The sequence below is a fragment of the Sutterella wadsworthensis genome, assembly GCF_003315195.1.
In the GTDB taxonomy this organism is placed as follows: Bacteria; Pseudomonadota; Gammaproteobacteria; order Burkholderiales; family Burkholderiaceae_F; genus Sutterella; species Sutterella wadsworthensis.
Window position 1 is genome coordinate 1 of the sequence record NZ_QNRV01000011.1, and the last position, 21,506, is coordinate 21,506.

Annotated in this window: 17 protein-coding genes; 8 read left to right on the forward strand and 9 right to left on the reverse strand. The window is 57.6% G+C overall.

What is annotated here, in order from left to right; genetic code table 11:
* The first annotated feature begins 699 nt into the window (after positions 1 to 699).
* From DES29_RS06060 to DES29_RS06090, 7 genes are all read left to right on the forward strand, one after another.
* Complete coding sequence (locus DES29_RS06060; RefSeq protein ID WP_016474661.1) at positions 700 to 1,710, forward strand: bile acid:sodium symporter family protein; 1,011 nt, start codon at positions 700 to 702, stop codon at positions 1,708 to 1,710.
* A 377-nt stretch (positions 1,711 to 2,087) separates the two neighbouring features.
* A complete protein-coding gene (locus DES29_RS12465) occupies positions 2,088 to 2,255 on the forward strand; it encodes a hypothetical protein (protein WP_156022096.1) in 168 nt (55 codons plus the stop codon).
* 73 nt (positions 2,256 to 2,328) lie between these two features.
* Positions 2,329 to 3,351, forward strand: a complete 1,023-nt coding sequence (locus DES29_RS06070; RefSeq protein WP_038025162.1) for a bile acid:sodium symporter family protein — start codon at positions 2,329 to 2,331, stop codon at positions 3,349 to 3,351.
* 571 nt (positions 3,352 to 3,922) lie between these two features.
* Positions 3,923 to 4,951 (forward strand): ABC transporter substrate-binding protein, encoded by a 1,029-nt coding sequence (locus tag DES29_RS06075; protein ID WP_113854600.1) that lies wholly within the window; start codon positions 3,923 to 3,925, stop codon positions 4,949 to 4,951.
* Between the two features lie 291 nt (positions 4,952 to 5,242).
* Complete coding sequence (locus DES29_RS06080; protein ID WP_113854601.1) at positions 5,243 to 6,229, forward strand: ribokinase; 987 nt, start codon at positions 5,243 to 5,245, stop codon at positions 6,227 to 6,229.
* Positions 6,229 to 7,167, forward strand: a complete 939-nt coding sequence (locus DES29_RS06085) for a nucleoside hydrolase (RefSeq protein WP_005429873.1) — start codon at positions 6,229 to 6,231, stop codon at positions 7,165 to 7,167. The genes DES29_RS06080 and DES29_RS06085 overlap by 1 nt, the downstream gene beginning before the upstream one ends.
* 279 nt (positions 7,168 to 7,446) lie before the next feature.
* Positions 7,447 to 8,223 (forward strand): cyclic nucleotide-binding domain-containing protein, encoded by a 777-nt coding sequence (locus DES29_RS06090; protein WP_236578913.1) that lies wholly within the window; start codon positions 7,447 to 7,449, stop codon positions 8,221 to 8,223.
* Between the two features lie 195 nt (positions 8,224 to 8,418).
* On the opposite strand, the gene DES29_RS06095 is transcribed toward DES29_RS06090, so the two are convergent.
* The 9 genes from DES29_RS06095 to DES29_RS06130 form a co-directional block, all read right to left on the reverse strand.
* Complete coding sequence (locus DES29_RS06095; protein ID WP_408056439.1) at positions 8,419 to 9,432, reverse strand: bile acid:sodium symporter family protein; 1,014 nt, start codon at positions 9,430 to 9,432, stop codon at positions 8,419 to 8,421.
* A 391-nt stretch (positions 9,433 to 9,823) separates the two neighbouring features.
* Positions 9,824 to 10,531, reverse strand: coding sequence for a DUF3261 domain-containing protein (locus tag DES29_RS06100; RefSeq protein ID WP_021995918.1), 708 nt, complete (start codon positions 10,529 to 10,531; stop codon positions 9,824 to 9,826).
* A gap of 80 nt (positions 10,532 to 10,611) precedes the next feature.
* On the reverse strand, positions 10,612 to 10,788 hold the full coding sequence (locus DES29_RS12470) for a hypothetical protein (protein ID WP_156022095.1): 177 nt from the start codon (positions 10,786 to 10,788) through the stop codon (positions 10,612 to 10,614).
* A 148-nt stretch (positions 10,789 to 10,936) separates the two neighbouring features.
* Positions 10,937 to 13,366 carry an MMPL family transporter gene (locus DES29_RS06105; protein ID WP_113854603.1) on the reverse strand — a complete coding sequence of 810 codons (2,430 nt, stop codon included), beginning with the start codon at positions 13,364 to 13,366 and terminating at the stop codon, positions 10,937 to 10,939.
* A gap of 146 nt (positions 13,367 to 13,512) precedes the next feature.
* On the reverse strand, positions 13,513 to 14,082 hold the full coding sequence (locus DES29_RS06110) for a nitroreductase family protein (RefSeq protein ID WP_021995921.1): 570 nt from the start codon (positions 14,080 to 14,082) through the stop codon (positions 13,513 to 13,515).
* 157 nt (positions 14,083 to 14,239) lie between these two features.
* The gene (gsiD, locus tag DES29_RS06115) at positions 14,240 to 15,142 is read right to left on the reverse strand and encodes a glutathione ABC transporter permease GsiD (protein ID WP_005429883.1); all 903 of its coding nucleotides are present in this window, start codon (positions 15,140 to 15,142) and stop codon (positions 14,240 to 14,242) included.
* A gap of 21 nt (positions 15,143 to 15,163) precedes the next feature.
* Positions 15,164 to 16,084, reverse strand: coding sequence for a glutathione ABC transporter permease GsiC (gsiC, locus tag DES29_RS06120; RefSeq protein ID WP_005429884.1), 921 nt, complete (start codon positions 16,082 to 16,084; stop codon positions 15,164 to 15,166).
* Between the two features lie 49 nt (positions 16,085 to 16,133).
* Positions 16,134 to 17,705 carry a glutathione ABC transporter substrate-binding protein GsiB gene (gsiB, locus tag DES29_RS06125; protein WP_021995922.1) on the reverse strand — a complete coding sequence of 524 codons (1,572 nt, stop codon included), beginning with the start codon at positions 17,703 to 17,705 and terminating at the stop codon, positions 16,134 to 16,136.
* A 17-nt stretch (positions 17,706 to 17,722) separates the two neighbouring features.
* A complete protein-coding gene (locus DES29_RS06130; protein WP_113854604.1) occupies positions 17,723 to 19,606 on the reverse strand; it encodes an ABC transporter ATP-binding protein in 1,884 nt (627 codons plus the stop codon).
* Between the two features lie 675 nt (positions 19,607 to 20,281).
* Between DES29_RS06130 and DES29_RS06135 the strand changes: the two genes are divergently transcribed.
* A complete protein-coding gene (locus tag DES29_RS06135; protein WP_113854605.1) occupies positions 20,282 to 21,481 on the forward strand; it encodes a M20 metallopeptidase family protein in 1,200 nt (399 codons plus the stop codon).
* Positions 21,482 to 21,506 lie beyond the last annotated feature (25 nt).

A 21,506-nucleotide genomic window follows, 5' to 3' on the forward strand; every position in this document is an offset into this window, starting at 1 on the left:
TCGACTCTGCCGAGTTGCTAGTCCTTCCCGCGACCGGGCGGACAGTGGACTTTCACCACACAATCACACGTGCGCTGCCGGGCGCACAAAAAAAAGAGGAGGCGATTCATTTCGAATCGCCTCCTACAGGAGACCCCAAGGCGCTGCTGCTCCATTAAGGGAGAACTTTGCGTTCTCCGGAGCGGCTGGACCGCGGAACCGACCCCTGGTTCCCTGCTGCGATCTCAGCGCCTTGCTTGAGATGAAGTATGCGCTGATTGAGAACAATTCGCAATAGCGGATGGAAAAATAATCCTGACAAGATACGTAAGGATTGATGCCAGTCAATCCAGATCCCCCTAAGGAGTAGATCAAAGGGCTGACGTGGAAACCCGAAATTTTTAGCGATATTCAATTTACTGCACTAAGCAGTTTTATCGATATCTGTTGGAAATAATCATGAAGTCGTGCATATATAAGGAAACTGTGCAGTAAAAAATAGAAATCTGCATGCGCGAATCATTGCTCTGCGGTAAATTTTGCAAACACCGACAGCGAGAACAAAGCTTTTGTTTCAGATGCCGTCGGTTCCCAGTCCACTTCATCAATTGAGGCTTGCGTTTGAAAAAGCGCACTGCTCCCGAAATGAAAACCTGGTTTAGCAACCGCACAACACCCCGAGGATCGGCACGCCAATAACGTGCCGCTGTGAGAGACATGATGAACACCTTCCTGATGATCAGCCGCTTCATGAACAAAACGTTTGCCCTTTGGGTCGTCGTATTCGGCGCCCTCGGCTTCGTTTTCCCCCAGGTCTTCAAACCGGTAGGTGCGTATGTCTCGATTCTTCTCGGCGTAGTTATGTTCGGCATGGGGCTCACGCTGACGACAGCGGACTTTCGTGAAATCTTCCGTCGTCCCAAGGATGTGGCGGTCGGGATCCTCGCTCAGTTCCTGATCATGCCGCTCGCGGCTTTTGTGCTCTGCAAGGCGTTTGATCTGCCGCCTGACCTCGCTGTCGGTCTGATGCTCCTGGGCTGCGTTCCCGGCGGGACGGCGTCGAATGTCGTTACCTTCCTTGCCCGCGGCGACGTGGCGCTCTCTGTGACGGTGACCTCCTGCACGACGCTGCTTGCGCCTGTCGTGACCCCGGCTTTGATGTATGCCTTTGCGAGTCAGTGGCTCTCGATTGATCCGACGGCGATGTTTATGTCGATCGTTCAGGTGATCCTTGTTCCGATCGCCGCCGGCGTGATCGTGCACAAAATCTTCGGTGCTAAGGTCGAACGCGTGGCTGCGGTGCTCCCGATTGTGTCTGTCGGCGCGGTTGTGGTGATTGTCGCGGCAGTGGTGGCCGCTACTCGCAGCCAGATCTTGACCGCCGGCATGACAGCATTTCTTGTGGTGGCGCTGCAGAATGCCTTCGGGATGGCCCTGGGTTTTGCTGCCGGCAAGGTCTTCAGAATGGATCTTCCTAAGTGCAAGTGTCTGTGCTTTGAGGTCGGCATGCAGAATTCCGCTCTGGGCGTGGCGCTCGCCAGCGTGCACTTTGCTGCTTCTCCCATGACGGCCCTGCCGTCAGCCATCGGAGCCTTGTGGCACAACATTACAGGTCCTGTGGTGGCTACGTTCTTCCAGAAATGGCGTGCAGCGGATGAGAAGAAGTCCATTCTGGATCTGATGGAAGAAAGCATCGCCAAGGCGCGTGAAGAAAAGACCGCAGCGGTTTGATGGATTTAGCCTAATAAAGTTCTCAAAGAGGAGACGGCGCGGAGGATCCCGCCGTCTCCTCTGTGCTTTTTGCGGCGTCTGCGAGGGGCTTCGGTGCCGATGGATTCGGTCTGCAGACTTATGCCCGACGGCGGGAGAGTTCAATAAAAAAACGACGCCTTTGACGTCATCGTCCATGCGGCCGGCAGCCGTTTCATTGGCTTTCGCTGCAATTGTGAGACGCCTGATCGGGTCAAGTCCGAGAGGATCACCGCGCCAATGGCGCTGAGACCTTGAACATTCAGAGGCCATGGCGGCCCTGCGCGAAACCTACGATTTTTGCATTAGGTGTTTCCGGCAATACGGCTTGGAAAACGTCAGAAAGTGATTCAAAAAAAATGAATACAACCTGCTCTACGACAGATGCCGTAGGCGCCAAAGCATGCACGCTCGTAAAGTTTTCTGACGCCCGCGCCGTTGCTGAGTCAAAACCAGAACTCCCGGCAGCGGGTTCCAATGTTTCCTGCCATGAGGCGGCGGATCCGAAAGGACCGCCGAGCAGTTGATGAAACCCTGGTTGCAATCCACAACATTTAGGGAGGCGGAGCGCCAATAACGCGCCGCCCCAATCTGCCAATGATGAATACGTTACTTATGCTTAGCCGCTTCGCCAACAAGACCTTTGCGCTGTGGGTGATTATTGCGGGGATACTGGGTTTTGTTTTCCCGGACGTGTTCAAGCCCATTGGCAGCTGGATTGCGATTCTCCTCGGCGTCATGATGTTCGGCATGGGGCTCACGCTCACGACGGCCGACTTCCGTGAAATCTTCCGCCGCCCCAAGGATGTCTTCGTCGGCATTCTCGCGCAGTTCCTCATCATGCCGCTGGCAGCCTTCGTGCTCTGCAAGGCTTTTGCGCTGCCGCCGGATCTGGCTGTCGGTCTGATGCTCCTTGGCTGTGTTCCTGGGGGTACGGCTTCGAATTTGGTCACTTTCCTCGCCCGCGGTGATGTCGCGCTGTCGGTCACGATCACTTCGTGCACGACGCTGCTTGCGCCGCTCGTTACGCCGGCTCTGATGTACTTCTTCGCCAACCAGTGGATCGCCATCAATCCGACGGCAATGTTCCTTTCGATCGTACAGGTGATCCTGCTCCCGATCGCTGCCGGCGTCGTCGTTCATAAGGTTTTCGGGAAGAAAGCTGATCAGGCCTCTGTGGTTCTGCCGTTTGTGTCTGTTGCTACAGCAGTGGTGATCATCGCCGCGGTCGTCGCAGCAACGCGCGGTCAGTTCCTCTCGGCTGGGCTCACGGTCTTCGCTGTGGTGGCGCTGCAGAATGCTTTCGGCATGGGACTCGGTTTCCTCGCCGGTCGTCTCTTTGGAATGGATGTCGCCAAATGCAAGGCGCTCTGCTTTGAAGTAGGCATGCAGAATTCGGCCTTGGGCGTCACGCTCGCTACCGTGCACTTTGCGGCTTCGCCGATGACGGCCCTGCCGTCGGCGGTGGGTGCGCTCTGGCACAATGTCTCCGGCGCTGTGGTTGCAAGTTTCTTCCAGAAGCTTCGCGGCAACGGCGAAAAGAAGACTTTCTTTGAAGTGCTCGAAGAAAATGCGGCAGCCAAGAAGCACGCTGCAAACGCTTCGCACAAGGCTGCGGCCTGAACCTGACATTCCCTGCGGGGATCCTTGAACGAACTGAACGGGACTGCCTTCCTCATGGGCGGTCCCGTTTTGCGTCTTCTCTGCGCTCAGACCAGATTCACAGAAAAAAGGCAAAAAAAGGGGAGGCCGCGGACCAAGAAACGCGCGGCCTCCCGTAGTAGCAAGGAACGAACCGGACAGGAGAGTTCCGGATAATCGAAGCAGCACCACAAAGTTTCCCCGCTTTGTGTAATCGGTGCTGCTGAACCGCCAGAGCCGACCCCTTGGCTCATCAATTGGCGGAATTCGTTCCGTGTTGAGATGAACTTTAACGCAAATGAGAAACATTCGCAAGCAGGAAACTACAAAATGTTATTCGGAGAAACGCTTAGGGCAGGCGGCCTAAGCAGTTAATGGTAGCGGTTTATTGATTGAGTCAAATTCGATATTTTGCAAAGTGAAATGCATAAGTTTCATTCGCTTTGCTTCGATAAAATCGAAAATCAGCAATGAATACAACTGCGCGGACTGCTCTGAGACGGCTCACCGGATCTGTTGAGTGCCGCTCAAGAGCTGCCACCAAGGAGAAAACATGCAAAGCGTTCCCGACAGTCAAAATGCCGGTTCAATATCTCATGCCCAATGTCCGAGCGGCCTGCGCCGGCGGCTGATTGCCGCGGCTGCTGCCGTGACGTTTTCTGGATTGGCCGTTTTTGGACCAGCCTTTGCAGCCGCCGAAGCGCCTCTGATAGGTGTCGTACAGCTTGTTGATCATGAAGCTCTCAACGATTCCGTGCGCGGCATCACCGACGGCTTGAAGGCGCGGGGACTCGCCGGGAGTCTGGATCTGCAGAATGCTCACGGAGACCAGTCAACGCTCAAGACGATTGGCGACCGGTTTGTGCATAAGGACGCCAAGCTCATTTTTGCCGTTGCGACCCCTGCGGTTCAGGCCATGGCGCGCGCTACCAAGACCATTCCCATTGTGGGTGCTGCAGTGACGAGCTACACCGCAGCCAAGGTCATTAGAAGCAATGAGCATCCCGGCGGCAACGTGACGGGTGTTTCCAATATTGGCCCGGTGGCTGCCCAGCTCGATCTCTTCATGAAGCTGGTGCCGAACGCCAAACGGGTCGGCACCATCTATAACGCCGGAGAAATCAATTCCGTCGTGCAGATTGAGCTCCTGCGAGCCGCTGCGAAGGCGCGCGGCATTGAGCTCGAAGAAGCGACGGTGACGAATCTCACGGACCTTCAGTCAGCCGTCGTGTCCATGAGCAAAAAAGTCGACGGCTTTGTCTTTCCGACCGACAACGTTGTGGTCGCCGGCATGGCGGTCGTTTTGCGCACGACGGTGCCGGCTCATCAGGTCACAGTATCGGGGGATATGGGATCACTTGCCGCCGGCTGCACGGCGGCGATGACGGTGGATTATTACACGCTCGGGCTTCAGGCCGCTCAGCTCGGCGCCGATATTCTTGAGGGCCGGAGAACCGCCGCAGAAACGCCGATCGGCGTTCAGGACGTGAAAAATCCCACTTTCAACGTGAAGGCTATGAAGCGCCTGGGATTGGAAATTCCAGAGGACCTCAAGGCTGGAGCTCTTTTGTGGCAAAAATAACGAGTGACGCTTAAGCGCACTTAACACACTGCCGCAGCGTGAAAGCTGCGGCATTTTTTGTTTGTCTGCTGCGGGCAGGGGTTTCGAGGAGGGCAGTCTCAGCTCTCTTGATCAGGGCTTTGCGAGAAGTTTGATAGCAGCCGCTGCGAACTAGGTAAAATTAAAAGATCTGCCGGCACAAAAGGTCGTGAGATCGACCCCTGCGAGCCGTCAGGGAAGCAAAGAACAAAATAAATCAGAGCGAACCGTTCCAGCCACCTGCAGAGCAGACGGTTCGCGCCGAGGTCAGCCATGCACGTTTTGAACATCGGTTCACTCAATATTGACAATGTATATCAGGTGCCGCATTTCCTGCGCGGCGGCGAAACTGTAGCGGCATACCGCCGTACGCTTCACGTCGGCGGCAAAGGACTCAACCAGAGCGTGGCGCTTGCCCGCGCCGGCATTGCGAGTTCTCATGCCGGGATTATTGGCCGTGACGGCGAGGTGCTGAAGAATTTTCTGGAAGCTGAAGGCGTTAATGCGGCGCATGTTGAAATGCGTGCCGATGAAGCTTCTGGTCATACGGTCATTCAGATTTCTCCCGAAGGCGAGAATGCCATTCTTTATTACCCGGGCACCAACACCTGCCTCACGCGTGAGTTCGTGAAGAATGCCGTTTCCGATCTCAAACAGGGTGATGTTTTGCTTTTGCAAAATGAAACGAACGCCATTCGGGACGCGATTGAAATCGGCCTTGAAAAAGGACTTCGCATCGTGTTCAATCCGGCGCCGTTCGACCGTTCTGTGCCGCTTCTGCCGCTCAACCAAACGGCAGCTTTAATTCTCAATGAAGGTGAAGCCCGCGGGCTTTATTCCATGGATGAAGCGGCGGCGGAAAATCTCGACGATCTTGAGCTCCTCACGGCGCTTGGAGAACGCTATCCGAACACGACGCTCCTCATTACGCTGGGCGCCCGCGGCGTGGCCGTGCGCATTCCGGGACAGTCTCCCAAACTTTTCCCGGCCTACAGAGTTGATGCAGTGGTCGATACTACTGCGGCCGGAGATACCTTTACGGGGTACGCTGTCCGTGCGCTGACGCTCGCATGGAATGCGGAAGAAAAGGGTGAAGATCCGGCTCGCTGCCGCGCTATTTTGGAGGACGGGATCAAATATGCCGTGACGGCGGCAGCGCTTTCTGTGACGCGCGCCGGAGCAGCGGAATCTATTCCGCATTTTGAGGTTGTCGACGCGGTGGTGGCCGACTTGTGGGATACCGAAGGGAATCTGCGCTAATGACTGTTGAAAATATCCTCCTTGACTGCGATCCTGGTCTTGACGACGCGGCTGCTATTTTTTTGGCAGCCGGATCGCCCCGCATTCATGTGCTCGGCATTACGACCGTAGCGGGCAATCAGACCATCGAGCGCGTGACCAAGAACGCTTTTTTCGTGGCCAAGATGGCAGGCATGGGGGATGTTCCTATTGCCAGGGGCTCGGCACGGCCGCTTCTGCGTCCGCAGGTGCAGGTCTGCTCAGAGATTCACGGCGAAACTGGACTGGGGGTTCCGGTAGCAGAGCCTGAGCGCGATCCGGATCCGCGGCCGGCGGCTCAGTTCATCGTCGACGTTGTCATGCGGGAGCCCGAAAAGTCGGTCACGCTGGTGGCCACGGGGCCCCTCACCAATGTGGCTCTGGCCGCTCGGCTCGAGCCCAAGATCGTTGAGCGCGTCAAGCAGGTGGTTCTCATGGGCGGCGCCTGCCACACAGGCAATGTTGGCCCGGCGATGGAGTTCAACATTGAAAACGATCCGGAAGCAGCGCATATTGTTTTTAATGAACCTTGGCAGGTGGTGATGGTCGGGCTGGACCTGACGTATCAGGCGCGCGCTGATAAGTCTGTGCGCGATGCTTTCAAAGCGATTGGCACCCCGGCAGGCGACTTTATGTACCAAACGCTCGAGACCTTTGCCGAAAACTACAAGGCATGGCGCGGCTTTGATGCTCCGCCGCTTCATGATCCCTGCGCGATGGCTTACGTCATTGATCCGACGGTTATGGAAGTGGTTCCTGTCCCGATCAATGTTGAAACGAAAGGCGCGCTGACGGCCGGCATGACGGTCTGTGATTTTCGCCGCAGAGCGCCTGAAGGCTGTCACACCTTTGCTGCGCTCAAGCTCAACGTGCCGCAGTTTTGGGAGATGCTCATCAGCTCGGTCAAAGCAATCGGGTGAAATGCACTGGGGCGGGTTCCGCCCAAGATGTCTGCTCCATTGCTGCCGCTCTTGGTTTTTTGCAGCTTTTGAAGGCATGAAACTGCAAAGATGGACGCAGACATTCAGAGCGCTGACGGAGAGGCCGCTTAAGGCGGCAGCTTCCGTCAGCTGCACCGACCAATTTTCATCCAAAAGCTCTGCATGCGACGTTTTTCTCAAGAATGGTTTGACGCTCTCAGCCGCTGCCGCTTTGCCGGGCAGTGGCCTGACTGGAGCGGGCCTCGGGCTGCACCGGTCATGCCCTGGATTACCGCGCCGATTCATCCCTATTTACGAAAGGCTTTTGATCACATGGGCGAGGTGCGGGAGCTTAATCCCGGCGACTGGCTCTATCCCCATGTCCAAGTGCGCAGCTATATGCTGGTGGAGGCGGGACTGACCGGACGCATTGTCGCAACGGTCGACGGACAGTCCGGCGCAGGGGCAATGGCGCTTTCCACTCCCATGCGCAATGCCGCAGGGAACCTGAATTGGCTCACGCATCGTTCGGCTATCGGACGTTATCAGGCGCTCTCTCACGTGCGCCTGCGAGAAATTCCGCATAGTGAAGCGCTCGCTTTTCTGATGCAGGCAGACAAGGATTTTTATCTGGCGCTTTACGCGCAGATGGAACTCATCAATCTTTCTGACCGGTTCGGCTTTGCCATTTTGGCGCTGCTGCCGGCCATTGACCGCTTCAAGGCGCTCCTCACTGCCTGGTCGCTTTTTTACGGTGAGGTTTCTGAGGGACCTCGCGGACTGCGGATCCGGGTGCCCATACCGGGCCGTAAAAACCACATTGCTCAAGTCATCCGAACCTCGAGCGTGACGCTCGACGGTATTCTGCGGGAGCTCAAAACCGCAGAGAACTGGGAGCGGGAGGGCGACTTTGTCACCTTTAATGCTTCAACGCTTCAGAGCGTGCATGAATGGATGCGTCATGCAGAAGGCAAGGATGCTTATTTGGCAAGGCCCGCACGCGTGGAAGATATGCTGCTGGCGGCGCAGGCAGAAGCTGCTGAGATCATTCATTAGCTAAAGACAACCTTCGGCCCAAGCATTTCTAAAGGGCAAAAAGAAGCCCGAACCTTTCAGCAGAGGTTCGGGCTTGTCTTTATGAGGAGCGCTGTCGGCAGGCGGTGCGGTGTTTTGTCGAATTCACGAAATAATGTGAGCCGATTGGAATTCTTCAAAACATTTTAGAGCGGGACTGCCGACAGGTCTTAAGCCTTAAGCTGCAGAGCGTTTGGCCGTTTTGGATTCTTGAACTTCGCGTTCGATACGATCGAAAAAGGATTCTTTTTCGCCGGCATCGCGCCACTTCTGAACCCAGGAGGCAACGGCGGGGCTAGCCACATTGTGCCAAAGGGCGGCTACGGCAGCCGGCAGGGCGGTTGCAGGGGCGGCAGCGAAGTGGAGGGTGGCAAGCGCTACAGCCAGGCCGGAGTTCTGCATGCCAACCTCAAACGCAAGGGTTTTGCGCTTGGAGAGCGACATGCCCATGAAGCGTGCTGCATACCAGCCGAGCAGCATGCCGACGGCATTCTGCACGGCAACCGCGGCGAAGATCAAGAGCCCGACATTGAGGAGCTGGGCACGGGTTGCGGCAACGACAGCAGCGGCGATGACCACGATGGCGCCAACGGAGACGATCGGAAGCGCAGCCACGCACTTTTCAACGTTTTTATCCCCCGCGAGCTTATGGATGACGACGCCGGCGGCGATCGGGAGCAGGATCATCTGGACGATCGAAAGGAACATCGAAGCCGGATCGATGGCAAGCCACTGATTGGCAAAAACGTGCATCAAGGCCGGCGTTACGATCGGCGCGAGCAGCGTCGTGCAGGACGTCACCGTCACCGAAAGCGCCACATCGCCGCGGGCGATGAAAGTCACCACATTCGAGGCGGTGCCGCCGGGCGCGCAGCCCAGAAGCATCATGCCGACCGCAACATCTGCCGGAAGGTTGAGCAGAACGCAGAGCGCATAAGCCGAAAGCGGCATGATCGTGAACTGTGCCACGACCCCTGTCAGTACTTCTTTCGGACGGCGGACCACCTCACGGAAATCAGCCGTCGAAAGCGTGAGGCCCATGCCGAACATCACCACACCGAGGAGCACCGGAACATAAGGACCGACCAACTTGAAAATCTCGGGGAAAATGAATCCGAGAATGCCGAAGATAATCACCCACAGGGCGAAGGTCTTGTTCACAAACTGGCTCACTTTCACGAGATATTTCATATCGTTCATTCAATGCGTTTTTAGCGCATTGACTCCTTAAATGCCCAAAGGCTGACAAATGTCTTCATAGTGCAGCGGCGGGAAGCGCTGAGTTGCCGGAGTGCTGAAGTCCGAAAACTGCTTCCCTTGCAAAGAAGTGTTTGAAGAAGAAACGACCTTAGCTGGGGTCATTTCGGCCGCACTTTTTTGTGCGGGTTTGTCTACTCTACGGGCAATGCGCTCTGTTTTGGGGCGCTGGGGGAGCGAAGACCGTCAGTTCTGAAACATTCCCTGAGAAATGTTGACTGCAATAACGTTTTCCCCCTAAACGAAAGCGCTTAGTGAGGCATTGCGAAGGATGATGAACCGAATTTGAGCGGAGCGGCAGGCCGTGAAAGAAGCCGGACTCGGCTTAAAGCAAAGATTCAATCTGCAGCGTATAGCCTTCCGGTTCATTTTCGATGGTAATCATCGAACGTGAGCCCATCTGGGTGATGTGTGCGCGCAAAAGGGCTGTGCCCTCGGACGAGAGTTCACGGATTTCGGTGGGACCTTGACGGTGACTCGAAAACACGAAGCCGCTGGGGACGGCGGCCGTAATGCTTTGTGTCGGCCATAAAGTGAAGGTCAGGTCACGCAGAAGCCGTTCGGCGGAGATGCGTTCATCCAGACGCGGACTCCGTGCTTCGGTGATCGTACTGCCGTCCCAGGTGATGCGCCAGACCGTCATGCTGAGCGCGGAGAAAACCGCATTGACGCTGCCTGGAGCAGAGAGCACTGTCGCTCGAAGGGGCGGAACCGCAGCCGGAGCGCCATGCTGGGCGGCTTTGGGGCTGAAGCGAATGACAATCTGCTGGTCGAGGGAGAGCTGCGGAGCGTCAGCAATTGCCGGCAGAAAAACAGGTACGAAAGAGCGTTCCTTGGCTGCAGCCGAGGGCTTCTGAGGCTGAGGACGTTCAGCAGTCTTGCCGGATTGTACGGAGGGTTTCCTCTGAAGCGGCTTAGCTGTCTTCTGCGAAGTTGTCTGGCTGCCTTCAGCGGCCTTTTTCAATGCACAGCCCGAAAGCAGCGAAACTGCGAAGAGCGCGGTAAGGAAAAGTCGGCGTGAGCGGACGGGCATGAAAGCCTCCGAAGAAGTTAAGGTTCGGCGGCGGTTTCCGTCCGATATCAAATGTTAGCGCATGGCAGACTTTTGCACGTTTATCGATGCCATCGAGGATGGTGCGGCGGCAGCGGACGAATGACGGGGGCGGCGGGTCTGGGCTTTGGCGGCGGGGGTGCACGGTGCGGTGCAGCGACGCAGCCCGAGAGCGTGAGCACCCCGGCGATGCCGGTGAAAAAAGCAGACCGCAGAAATGTTCGGCGTGAATACGGCATAACAATCTCCTAATCGAATGGAATCCGCGCAGCCGCCCGGAACCTTCGCCCCCAAGGGCGAGATATCGCTGACAGATGCTTGCTCTCATCTTAGGCATGAGGAACTTAGGAGAGACTGTGGCGGCATATACGAGAGAGACGCACGACCTCAGCGCTTATCAGCGGCCGGACGCAAGAGGGGCGTCGCTGCCCAAACAATGCTTTGACCCACCAGCACGGTAATGCCGAAAGCGCGGAGTGCAGGCGTAGCGGAAAATACCAGCAGTCCAAAAGAAAGGAGCGTCGTAACGCCCGAAAAAAGGACGGCGGCAGAGGTGCGGCCGTCGCTGGGGCTCCCTGTGAGGAAGATGCCGTAGTCAACGCCCAGGCCAAGCACTAAAACGAGACCCAGCGCGGTGAAAATGGTGACTGGCGTTCCCGTCCAGCCAAAGACGGCCAGTGCGGCAAGAATGCCTAGGGCCGAGGGCAGTACGGCGCGCCAGCTCTCACGCCCGAAACGAAGCGCTAAAAGCGCCCAGAGGAGCACGATGCCGGCGGCGAGCACCATGAGAATGAGGTCTCTGTAAAGCGAGAGCCCCTCGCTCATGCCGCGCGTGATGTCCACAAAATAAGCGCCCGGCACCGCTTCGGCGGCCTTCGTTAAGAAGGGAAGGTGCTTAGGCTCAACGCCGGCGAGCATCAGGACCGTGACGGCGCGCCCGGGCTCGTTCTCGAGCACGAAGCGATGAGTGAGCTCTCGCCACGGCGTACTTTCTAAGTCATTCAAGGCCATTCGCTGGGCGTCAGGCCCTTTTGGCGAAGCTCCGAGGAGCTCAAGCAGCCGGGGGGCGGCGGCAGCCGTTGCCGCGGCAACGAGATCTCTGTCAGCATCCTGTTTGGCATCCGAGGGCAGCAGCATGGAAAGCCCGGAAGGCGTGAGGCTCTTGAGTTCAGGTATGGCCTGCAAAGCAGACAAGAGCGCTTCTTCGTGCTCGAGCGTTTCACTCAATGTCGGACCCTGCAGGACAAAAGCTTGAGCCGGTGACGGGAGCGCCAAGGCGCGCGACACTGCCAGCTGGCTCTCGAGGAGCTTTTGGGGCGCTCCCTGCAGGTCTCGGATGCCCGCGTCAAATTGCATGCGCGAGAGGCCAAAGAGAAGCGCTGCGGCAAAAAGGGCGAGGCCGAAGAGAACCGCAGGACGTCTGAGTGCCGAGGCGTCTAGTCTCGGAAGCTTCGGGAGCGCTTGGGCGATGAGCCGCATCAGCCGCGTCTGGTCTTTAGGCACCCAACGCTCCAGTCGAGGAAGCACCGTCAAGACGGTGAAGAGCGTTCCGACGACGCCGCAGGCGGCGAGGACGGCCATCTGCCGAAGACCGGGCAGCGGCGTGAGCGCAAGCGTGCAGTATGCGGCGGCAGTGGAAAGCGCTGCCGAGAGGAGCGCGCCGGCCATGCGGCGGCGGCGCGCTTGTGCGGATTCTCCGGCAGTCTTGAGGGCAAACCAATGCGAAGAGTAGTCAATCGATACGCCGATCAGCGTTGCGCCGAAAACGAAGGTAATGAGCGAGAGCGTGCCGAAGACGGCAAAAGAGGCGCCCAGCGCAAGCGTGAAGCCGAGGAGAATGGTTCCGGCCATCAGCAAGAGCACGACGGGACTGCCGAAAAGCGCCCAAGCTAATGCAAAGACACTGATGGTCGAGAGGGTGCCGATAAAGGTGAGTTCGCGCTGTGCGCGGGCAGCGATCGCATCGGTAAAGAGCGGTACGCCGGCCGCTTCGATCTGGACGGAGGCTCCGTGCCCCACCGCATCCTGAGCGGCGTTTTGAGCGTCTTCGAGCGTCTGCGCAAAATGAGCTTTCCCGGCTGCCGCAAGGTTTTCGTCCGCGGTGAAAAAAAGCACGCGGGCGGTTTCTCCTGTCGGCACCGTCTTTAATTCGATATCCGTGCGGCCGTTATTTGAAGAGACGCGCCAAGGGAGGCGCTTAAGTTCTTCGGTGAGCCAATGGTCATAGGTGCAGAACGGATCATTGGCAAAGCCGAGAATCCTGAGCGACACGGCGCTCGTGAGACAGCCGACGGCTCGCTCTGTCAGCCGTTCGCTGCGGCTCGGTTCCGGGAGGCCAATGAGGCTCCTGAGCGCACTTCTGTCGGCATCCGAAAGCAGTCGGCCGGCGGCATGCGGAATTTTGGGGACAGCACCAGCCCCAAAATGCTCCGGAGAGCGCTCTGAAAGGGCGGGTGAAGCGAGCAGTACGTTCCGTACTGCCGCTTGAGCAGTCTCGGCGAGCTCTCTGAGTTTTTCTGCCGCCCCAGCCGTTTCGCCCCTGACGCGAAGGAGCACGATGACATTGCCGGCTTCATCCTGACTCAGGCGGGCGCGCAGGGCGTCTTCAATATCGTCGGGAAGTTCCGGGGCTAATTCCGCTGGAATAAGTGACGCGAGACTTGTATCAAAAGCGCGGTGAGTGAATCGGTCGCAAAGCACCCATGAAGAGAGTGCAAGCAGGACGATGAGGCAGCCGAGCGCAAGCCGACCGCGTCCGACTTCCAAAAAACTGAGAAGTCCGTCAAGGATTTTTTGAGCGCGGTGCTGTACGGTCAACGTGAAAACTTTTTTTGAGTAAGAGAGGAAGTCGGCGTTCGAGTCGATTCGCCGAAGGAGAAAAGCGAATGAATGAACAGGAACGCCGCGAAGAAGATGCTCGCGGCAATGCTGAGCATCTCGCTTCAGTCAGAGATCAAAGCGCCTTAGGCCGGATGACCGCAGGTGAAGCAGAAGACGGGTTCATAGGTGGCCGGCAGCTTCATGCGTTTGCCGAGCTCGGGACCTGCAACCGAACCGCGCGCAACGCCGCCGAGACCGAGTGCGGTGCCGGCCAGATACGCGGCTTCGACCATGGTGCCGGCATCGAGATAAGCCCAGTGCGGCCGAGCCATCTGCGTGCGGGGCGTCGCTTCAACGATAAAGACGAGTGTTACAGGGGCCGTATCAACAAAAGCGTGCTGTCCCATCGTTGACGCTGCGCGGAGGTCTTCCGGGGTCAGAAGCTCGAGCGTATTCTTGGACGCATTCCAGCGCCATGCGCCGTCAGCGCGCAGAACACAGACCGAGACAGTGCGCAGATCGAGGCAGGAGGGAACGGTCCGCTTTCCGTCAGGACGCGTGATGCCGGCCGTGCACCAAAGGAGCGTTGAAAGATCTGCGTCGGAAATGGGCTCGGTCGTAAAGGAGCGAATGGTTTTGCGTGCCTTCAGAGCTTCCGTGAGCGTCATCTTCAGTTCGCGCGGAGCGGGCAGCTCAATTGTTTTTGTTGTCATAAAACCCTCCAGAGAAAGACGGTGCCTTTCAACCAGCAATGATTGTAGTTCCGCAGTGTGATGCTGTATGTATTCCGGCTTCGTCCGGGAGCAAAAAAAGCGGCGGACTTCACTAAAGAGGTCCGCCGCTCATCGCTCTCACGCAGCGTTTGGCTGCTTAACGATTGGTGTCGACCTTCGGGTCAAGCGCATCGCGCAGACCGTCGCCCAAAAGGTTGAAGGCAAGCACCGTGAGGAAGATCGCAATCACGGGAAAGATCGCCGCGTGCGGCGCGGTGAGCAGGTCAGCGCGGGCTTCGTTAAGCATTGCACCCCATTCAGGCATCGGCGGCTGAGCGCCGAGCCCCAGGAAGGAGAGTGATGCCGCGGTGATGATTGACGTGCCGATACGCATCGAGAGATAAACCAGAATCACCGAGATCGTGCCGGGCAGAATATGGCGGAAAAGAAGCATCGTGTCGCTGATGCCCAGGCTTCGCGCCGCCTCCACATAGGTCTGGGTCTTCAGACTCAGTACATTCGCGCGGACCAGACGAGCAAAGGCCGGAATCGAGAAAATCGCCACGGCTGCGACAACGTTGAGCATGCCGCCGCCGAGAATCGCCACAATGCCGATCGCGAGCAGAATGCCCGGGAAAGCAAAGAGCACGTCCGAAATACGCATGATGATGCGGTCAGGCCATCCTTCATAGAAACCGGCGATCAGGCCGAGAATCGTGCCGATGACAGCACCGGCGAAAACGGACGAAAAGCCGCAGACGAGCGAGATGCGGGTGCCGGCGACGATGCGGCTGAAGATGTCGCGCCCGAGGGCATCAACGCCAAACCAATGCACGGCCGAAGGACCTTCATTCAGACGGTCGTAGTCGAAGAAGTTTTCCGGATCAAACGGCGTGATCATGGGGCCGACAATGGCGACGATGATCAAAAAGAAGACGAATCCGGCAGCGGCCATCGCCACCGGCTGCTTCTTAAACTTGCGCCAGAACTCGCCCATCGGGGTGCGCAGCGCATCGTTGGACTTGGCAATGCGCGGATCCACTGCAGTTTCAGTACTCATTTATTCACTCCGATTCTTCTTTTACTTGTAGCGGATCGACGGATTGATCCATCCGTAGAGCACGTCGACCACGAGGTTAATGACGATGAATTCAAGCGAAAAGAGCAGAACGCTCGCCTGAATCACAGGGTAGTCGCGCATGTCGACGGCGTCGACGAGCAGACGACCCATGCCGGGCCAGTTAAAGACCTTTTCCACCACGATGGAGCCGCCGAGCAGGAAGCCGAACTGCAGACCCATCATCGTGACCACGGGAATCAAAGCATTGCGGAGCGCGTGCTTGGCAACGATCTTCGTTTCCGTCACGCCCTTGGCGCGGGCGGTGCGGATGTAGTCGTCATGGAGCACTTCCACGAAGGAGGCACGCGTGAAGCGGGCCATCACGGCGGCAACCGCTGCGCCGAGCGTGATCGACGGGAGAATGTAGTGCTTCCAGGATGAAGCGCCTACCGTCGGCAGCCAGCCGAGCTCAACGGAAAAGATTTCCATGAGCAGGATGCCGAGTGCAAAGGCCGGGAACGAAATACCGGAGACGGCGAGCGTCATGCCGATGCGGTCAGGCCACTTGTTGCGGTAGACCGCGGAAATCACGCCGATCACCAGACCGAAGATCACCGACCAAACCATGGAAGTGAGCGTGAGCCAGAGCGTCGGGCCGAAGCGTTCGCCGATTTCCTGAATCACCGGACGCTGGGATCGAATGGAGGTGCCGAAGTCGCCCTGACACGCGCCCACCACAAAGTTCACGAACTGCTCAGGGATCGAGCGGTCCAGACCCAGACTGTGGCGGATCATTTCCACCGTCGCTTCGTCAGCTTCCGGGCCGGCAGCCAAACGTGCCGGGTCGCCCGGGAGCAGGTGAATGAAGAAGAAGACGCAGACCGCCACGATGATGAGCGTGGGGATCATCCCGAGGAGTCGCTTGATGAAATATCTCAGCATGGAACTTTCTGCCTGCTTGTTTGTTGTTGATTTGTTCCTGAACTCGTCTTCAGGGCTTCATGAGGGAAGCCGGCTCTAAGCTGGCTTCCTCGAAGTTAAAGCTCGAGTCGGGCTGAATGTAAAAACCGTGGAGCGCTTTGGAGCTTGCCGCGATGTTCTGTTCACTCACGAGGAAGATCCACGGCGCATCTTTCCAAATCGTTTCCTGCATCTGGGCATAGATCGCTGACTTCTTCTCGCGGTCGGTGGTGCCGAGCGCATAGAAAAGCGCCTGATCAACCGCGGGATTGGAATAGTAGGACTCGTTGGAGCCGCGGGGCGGGAAGCTTGACGTTGCGAGGACTGGGCGCACCGCGTAGTCGAGTTCGCCCGTGGAGCTCGACCAGCCGATGTAATAGAGCTCATGACGGCTCTGCTCGGGCTGGGGCGTTGACTCTACAAAACTCGTGCGTTCGCCGGCCTCAAGCGTGCGTACGCGAACTTTAACGCCGACCTGAGCGAGCTGCTGCTGCAGGAACTGAATGATCTTGGAGGCCGTCGTATGGTTGTAGCCCGACCAAAGTTCCACTTCAAAGCCGTTCGGGTAGCCCGCTTCTTTAAGAAGCGCCTTGGCCTTCTGCGGGTCATAGGGCCAGGGCCCGAGCTTAACGGCATAGTCAACCGAGAGCGGCGCAATGCCTTCGGCCACATCGGCGTATCCGGCAAAGGCCACCTTGACGAGCGCCTCTTTGTTCACGGCGTAGTTAAGCGCCTGACGAACGCGGACATCCTTGAAGACGGGCTTCGTGAGATTCATTTCCACAAAGCGAAGCATGATCGAAGGCGTGACGTCGACGCGGAGCGTGCCTTTGTCCTTCACCATTTTGACCTGCTCGGAAGGCAGCGGAAACGCATAATCGGCTTCCCCCGTGAGCGCCATGGCCACGCGCGTGCTGTTTTCCACTACAGGACGCCAGGTGATGGCATCGAGCTTCGGGTATCCCGCGCGCCAGTAGTTCGGGTTCTTCTCCACCCGCAAAACGTCGCTCGGGTTGTAGTTCTTCATGACAAAAGGCCCGGTGCCGCAAGGATGGAAGGCAATGCTGACTTCCTTTTCGCTGAGGCTCTTCGGGCAGATCATGACAGCCGACGGATGCGCAAGACGGTTGATGAAGGCCGAATTCGGGCGCTTAAGCGTGAAGCGGACCGTGTAAGGATCGAGCACCTTGAGTGAAGCGACGTTTTCAAAAAGGAAAAAGCGCTTGAGCGTGCTGCCGGGCGTTGTGATGCGGTCAAAATTGGCTTTGACTGCTTCGGCCGTGAATGTCGTGCCGTCATGGAACTTCACGCCGCGGCGCAGGTGCACGACATGCTGCATGCCGTCGGGGCTCGATTCGGCCGATTCAGCAAGGCTCGGAACCACGTTCATTTCTCGGTCGAATTTAAAGAGCCCTTCATAAAAGGACTTTGCCACGGCCTGAGAGAGCGTGTCCGTCGCGTTCCACGGGTCCATCGTAGTGAAGGTGCTCGCTACGGCGACGGTAATTTCATTTTTGGCTTCAGCTGCGCCGGCCGGTGAGAGCACGGCGGCGCAAATGAGCGCAGCAGGGAGCAGTTTGGTGAGGGTTTGCCGTTTCTGCATGTTGTTTCCCTTTGCTTTTATTTATGACCTTCCATCGTGCCCACGACATGCTTGGCCACGAAGTGTCCGGGTTCAACTTCAACGAGCGGTTCGATGACGGGATCATCACCCACTTTGCGTACCGGGCTCGGGAGGTCTGAGAGATTGAGCAGCTTCAGAAGGTTGCGCTCCTGCGGGTCGGCAATCGGAACGGCCGAGAGGAGCTTTTGCGTATATGGATGGAGCGGATTGCCGAGGACAGCGCGGCGCGAGCCCATTTCGACGATCTGGCCGAGATACATGACGGCCACGCGGTGGCTGATGCGCTCAACGACGCCCATGTCGTGAGAGATGAAGATATAGGAAAGCCCCATTTCTTCCTGCAGTTCCATCATCAGGTTCACCACCTGAGCACGGATGGAGACGTCGAGCGCGGCAACGCATTCATCGGCCACGATGATCTGGGGTTTGAGCGAAAGCGCACGGGCAATACAGATGCGCTGACGCTGACCGCCGGAGAATTCATGCGGGTAGCGGTTAGCCATGTCCGGGGAGAGTCCCACGCGCTTAAGGAGCAGCGCTACGCGGTCGTACATCTCCTTTTTGGAGCAGTAGTTGTGGATCATCATCGGCTCGGCAATCGAGTAGCCCACGGTCTGCCGCGGGTCGAGCGAGGCGTAAGGATCCTGGAAGATCATCTGCAGATTGCGGCGCTCTTCCTGAAGTTCGTGCCGGGTCATGCGCAGCAGCGACTTGCCGCGGTGGAGGACTTCACCGCTGTCGACATCGAGCAGCCGCAGAACGGCGCGGCCAGTGGTTGACTTGCCGCAGCCCGATTCGCCCACGATCGAGAGCGTTTCGCCTGCGCGCAGATCAAAGCTCACATGGTCGCAGGCGCGTACGACGTAGGTGGGGCGCCCCCAGAAATCGGTGCGGACCGGGAAGGTCTTCACCAGATTCTTAACTTCAAGAATCGTTTCTCCCGGCGGCGGGAGTTTGTCCGAGGGCGGTTCGATGACTTTGCCGTTGTCCGGATCAATCAGCCGGAAGAAGCACGGATGTTCAATGTCTTTCAAGGCACCCAGACGGGGTACGGCGGAGAGCAGCGCCTGCGTATAGGGGTGCTGCGGATGCGCAAAGATGGCTTGAGCAGTGCCGGACTCCACAATTTCACCGTAGCGCATGACAGCGACGCGGTCGGCGATCTGCGCCACTACGCCCATGTCGTGCGTGATGAAGAGCACTGCCATCCCGATTTCTTTCTGAAGTTCAGAAATCAGGGCAAGAATCTGTGCCTGAACCGTGACGTCAAGCGCCGTTGTCGGTTCGTCTGCAATCAAGAGCTGCGGCTTGCAGGCAAGCGCCATGGCGATCATGACGCGCTGACGCATGCCGCCCGAGAGCTGGTGCGGGAACCGCAAAGAGATCCGTTCAGCATCGGGAATGCGCACGAGTTCGAGCAGATGAACGGCTTCCTTGAGCGCTTCCTTTTCATCCATGCCGCGGTGCAGGATCAGACTTTCGGCAATCTGCGCACCGACCGTGAACACCGGGTTCAGGGAGGTCATCGGCTCCTGAAAGATCATGGCCACTTCAGAGCCGCGCAGATGCTGCAGTTCAGACTTATTGGCATGACGCAGGTCAACCACGCGGCCGTCGCGGCAGCGCAGTTTGATGGAGCCGTTGACGATCTTGCCGCCGCCGTGTTCGACAAGACGCATTACAGAGAGGGAGGTAACGGACTTGCCGGATCCCGATTCGCCTACCAGCGCAAGGGTCTCGCCGGGGCGGATGGAGAAGGATTCATCGACTACTGCCGTGGTAGTGCCCGAGTCCGAAGTGAACTGCACGCGGAGGTGTTCAACCTCCAATATGGGGAGCTCTGCCTGCGGCGTGATGTTTGTTTCTTTAGCTTCCATCATTGTTCTTGTAAATTGGTTGGCTCAAGCGGATTGAATGCGTTGCGGCCGTGTTGATCCCTTGCGGGCTTTTGACATCCGAACTGCCCGTCAGGGCAGAGATGTTCTGCGCCGATCACTCTTTATGGGCTTAAAGCAAAGCACATGCCACGAACTCTTGCCGCGTCATGCAGAAAACCCTTGCATTCGGTCAGCGCAATACCGCCGGACGCAGTGTGCATTGTTGAGTTCGTACCATAGCGCCTCGTTTTGTCGGCGGCTTTTTCAGTACGCACAACGATCGGCAGATTCACTCGATTATTGATTTGTTCGACGTGGGGTAAGGCAAAGTACTCAGGGTTTACGACAAGACGCCTTGAATCGGATCGGGACGTTGCAAAATTGTGCGCAGCGCACTGAATTGATGCATTTGCGTCATGATTGGGGCGTCGCCTGATGTTAGGCCGTTTGCAGGCCTCTCGAACCAGCCGACTGGGCGGCAGCAATGACTGCATTCATGCTCAATTCATGTGCTGGAGGACTGCCGCATAGGGAATTTGTTGAGGTCAGCTCTTCAGAAGTCGGCGGCATAATGCTCCAATGCCGTGCAGTCGGAGAACCCTGTCGACAGAGCCTTGAGAGGCATGCAAGTCTTCGGGTGCACCGCAAGGAATACAAATATAAATTGGAGATACATCCATGCAGCCCATTCTTGCCGACAAGGCATTTCCTGAATTGGTTCAGTGGGCGGACGAGCTTGCCGCTCTGCGCCGTGACATTCATGCTCATCCGGAACTTGGTTTCGAGACGCCTCGTACGGTTGATCTGATCGTCAAAACCCTCAAAGGCTGGGGACTTGAACATGTGGATCCCGATGAGGTCAAGGGCGGCGTAGTGGTTGTCATCAATGGAGCGGCGCCTGGAGCAACAGTGGCGCTGCGCGCCGACATTGATGCGCTTCCGATGCCTGACAATTCGGCAAATCCATGGAAAAGTCAGACAGAAATGCGCTGCCACGCCTGCGGTCACGACGGTCACGCTGCCTGGCTTTTGGGGGCGCTGCGCTATCTGCACGAAAAGCGCGCGAGTTTCAAAGGCCGCGTCGTCGGCATTTTTCAGCCCGCTGAAGAAATCGGCCGCGGGGCGCTCCGTGTTGTCCAGTCCGGCGTTTTTGAGCATTGGGGCATTCAGGAAATCTACGGTGCCCATGATGAACCGACGGTCGCCAAGGGACAGTACGGTTTGTGCGCGGGCCCCGCTCAGGCGTCAACCGACTTCTTCTACATCACGGTGAAGGGGCGGGGTGTTCATGCGGCTCGCCCGCACCTCGGCGTCGATCCCATTACCACTGCCGGCGTGCTCATCGGTGCTCTGCAGACAATCGTTTCACGCAAGGTCAATCCCATTGAGACGGCCGTGCTCTCCATTTCGTCGGTGAACGGCGGGAACTTCCATACCCCCAACGTCATCCCTGAAACCGTCACGCTGTCGGGTACGGTGCGCACCTTCAATGAAGATGTACGCAATCAGATTGAAGCAGAGATGGCGCGCATGGTGGAGCGCGTGGCAGAGGCCGAGAACTGCACGGGCGAATTCCGCTACGATCGTTTGGTGCCGTCGCTTTTCAATACGCCCGAAGCCGTCGAGCACATTCGCAGCTTCATCACGCACCAGTTCGGCGCGGAGCATGCCGAAGAGATGCCCATCTCAATGGGCGGAGAGGATTTCGCTGAATATACGTTTAAGGTGCTCGGCTGCATCATCCGCGCCGGTATTCGCGATGACAGCCATAAAGCCGCGCTGCACCACCCGACCTTCGACTTTAACGACGAAGTGATTCCCGCTACGGCTACTGTTCTCGCCGGAACCGTGCTTGAACGTCTGGCGGCGCTTTCATAAACTCTGAAAGTCATGCGGCCGAGAG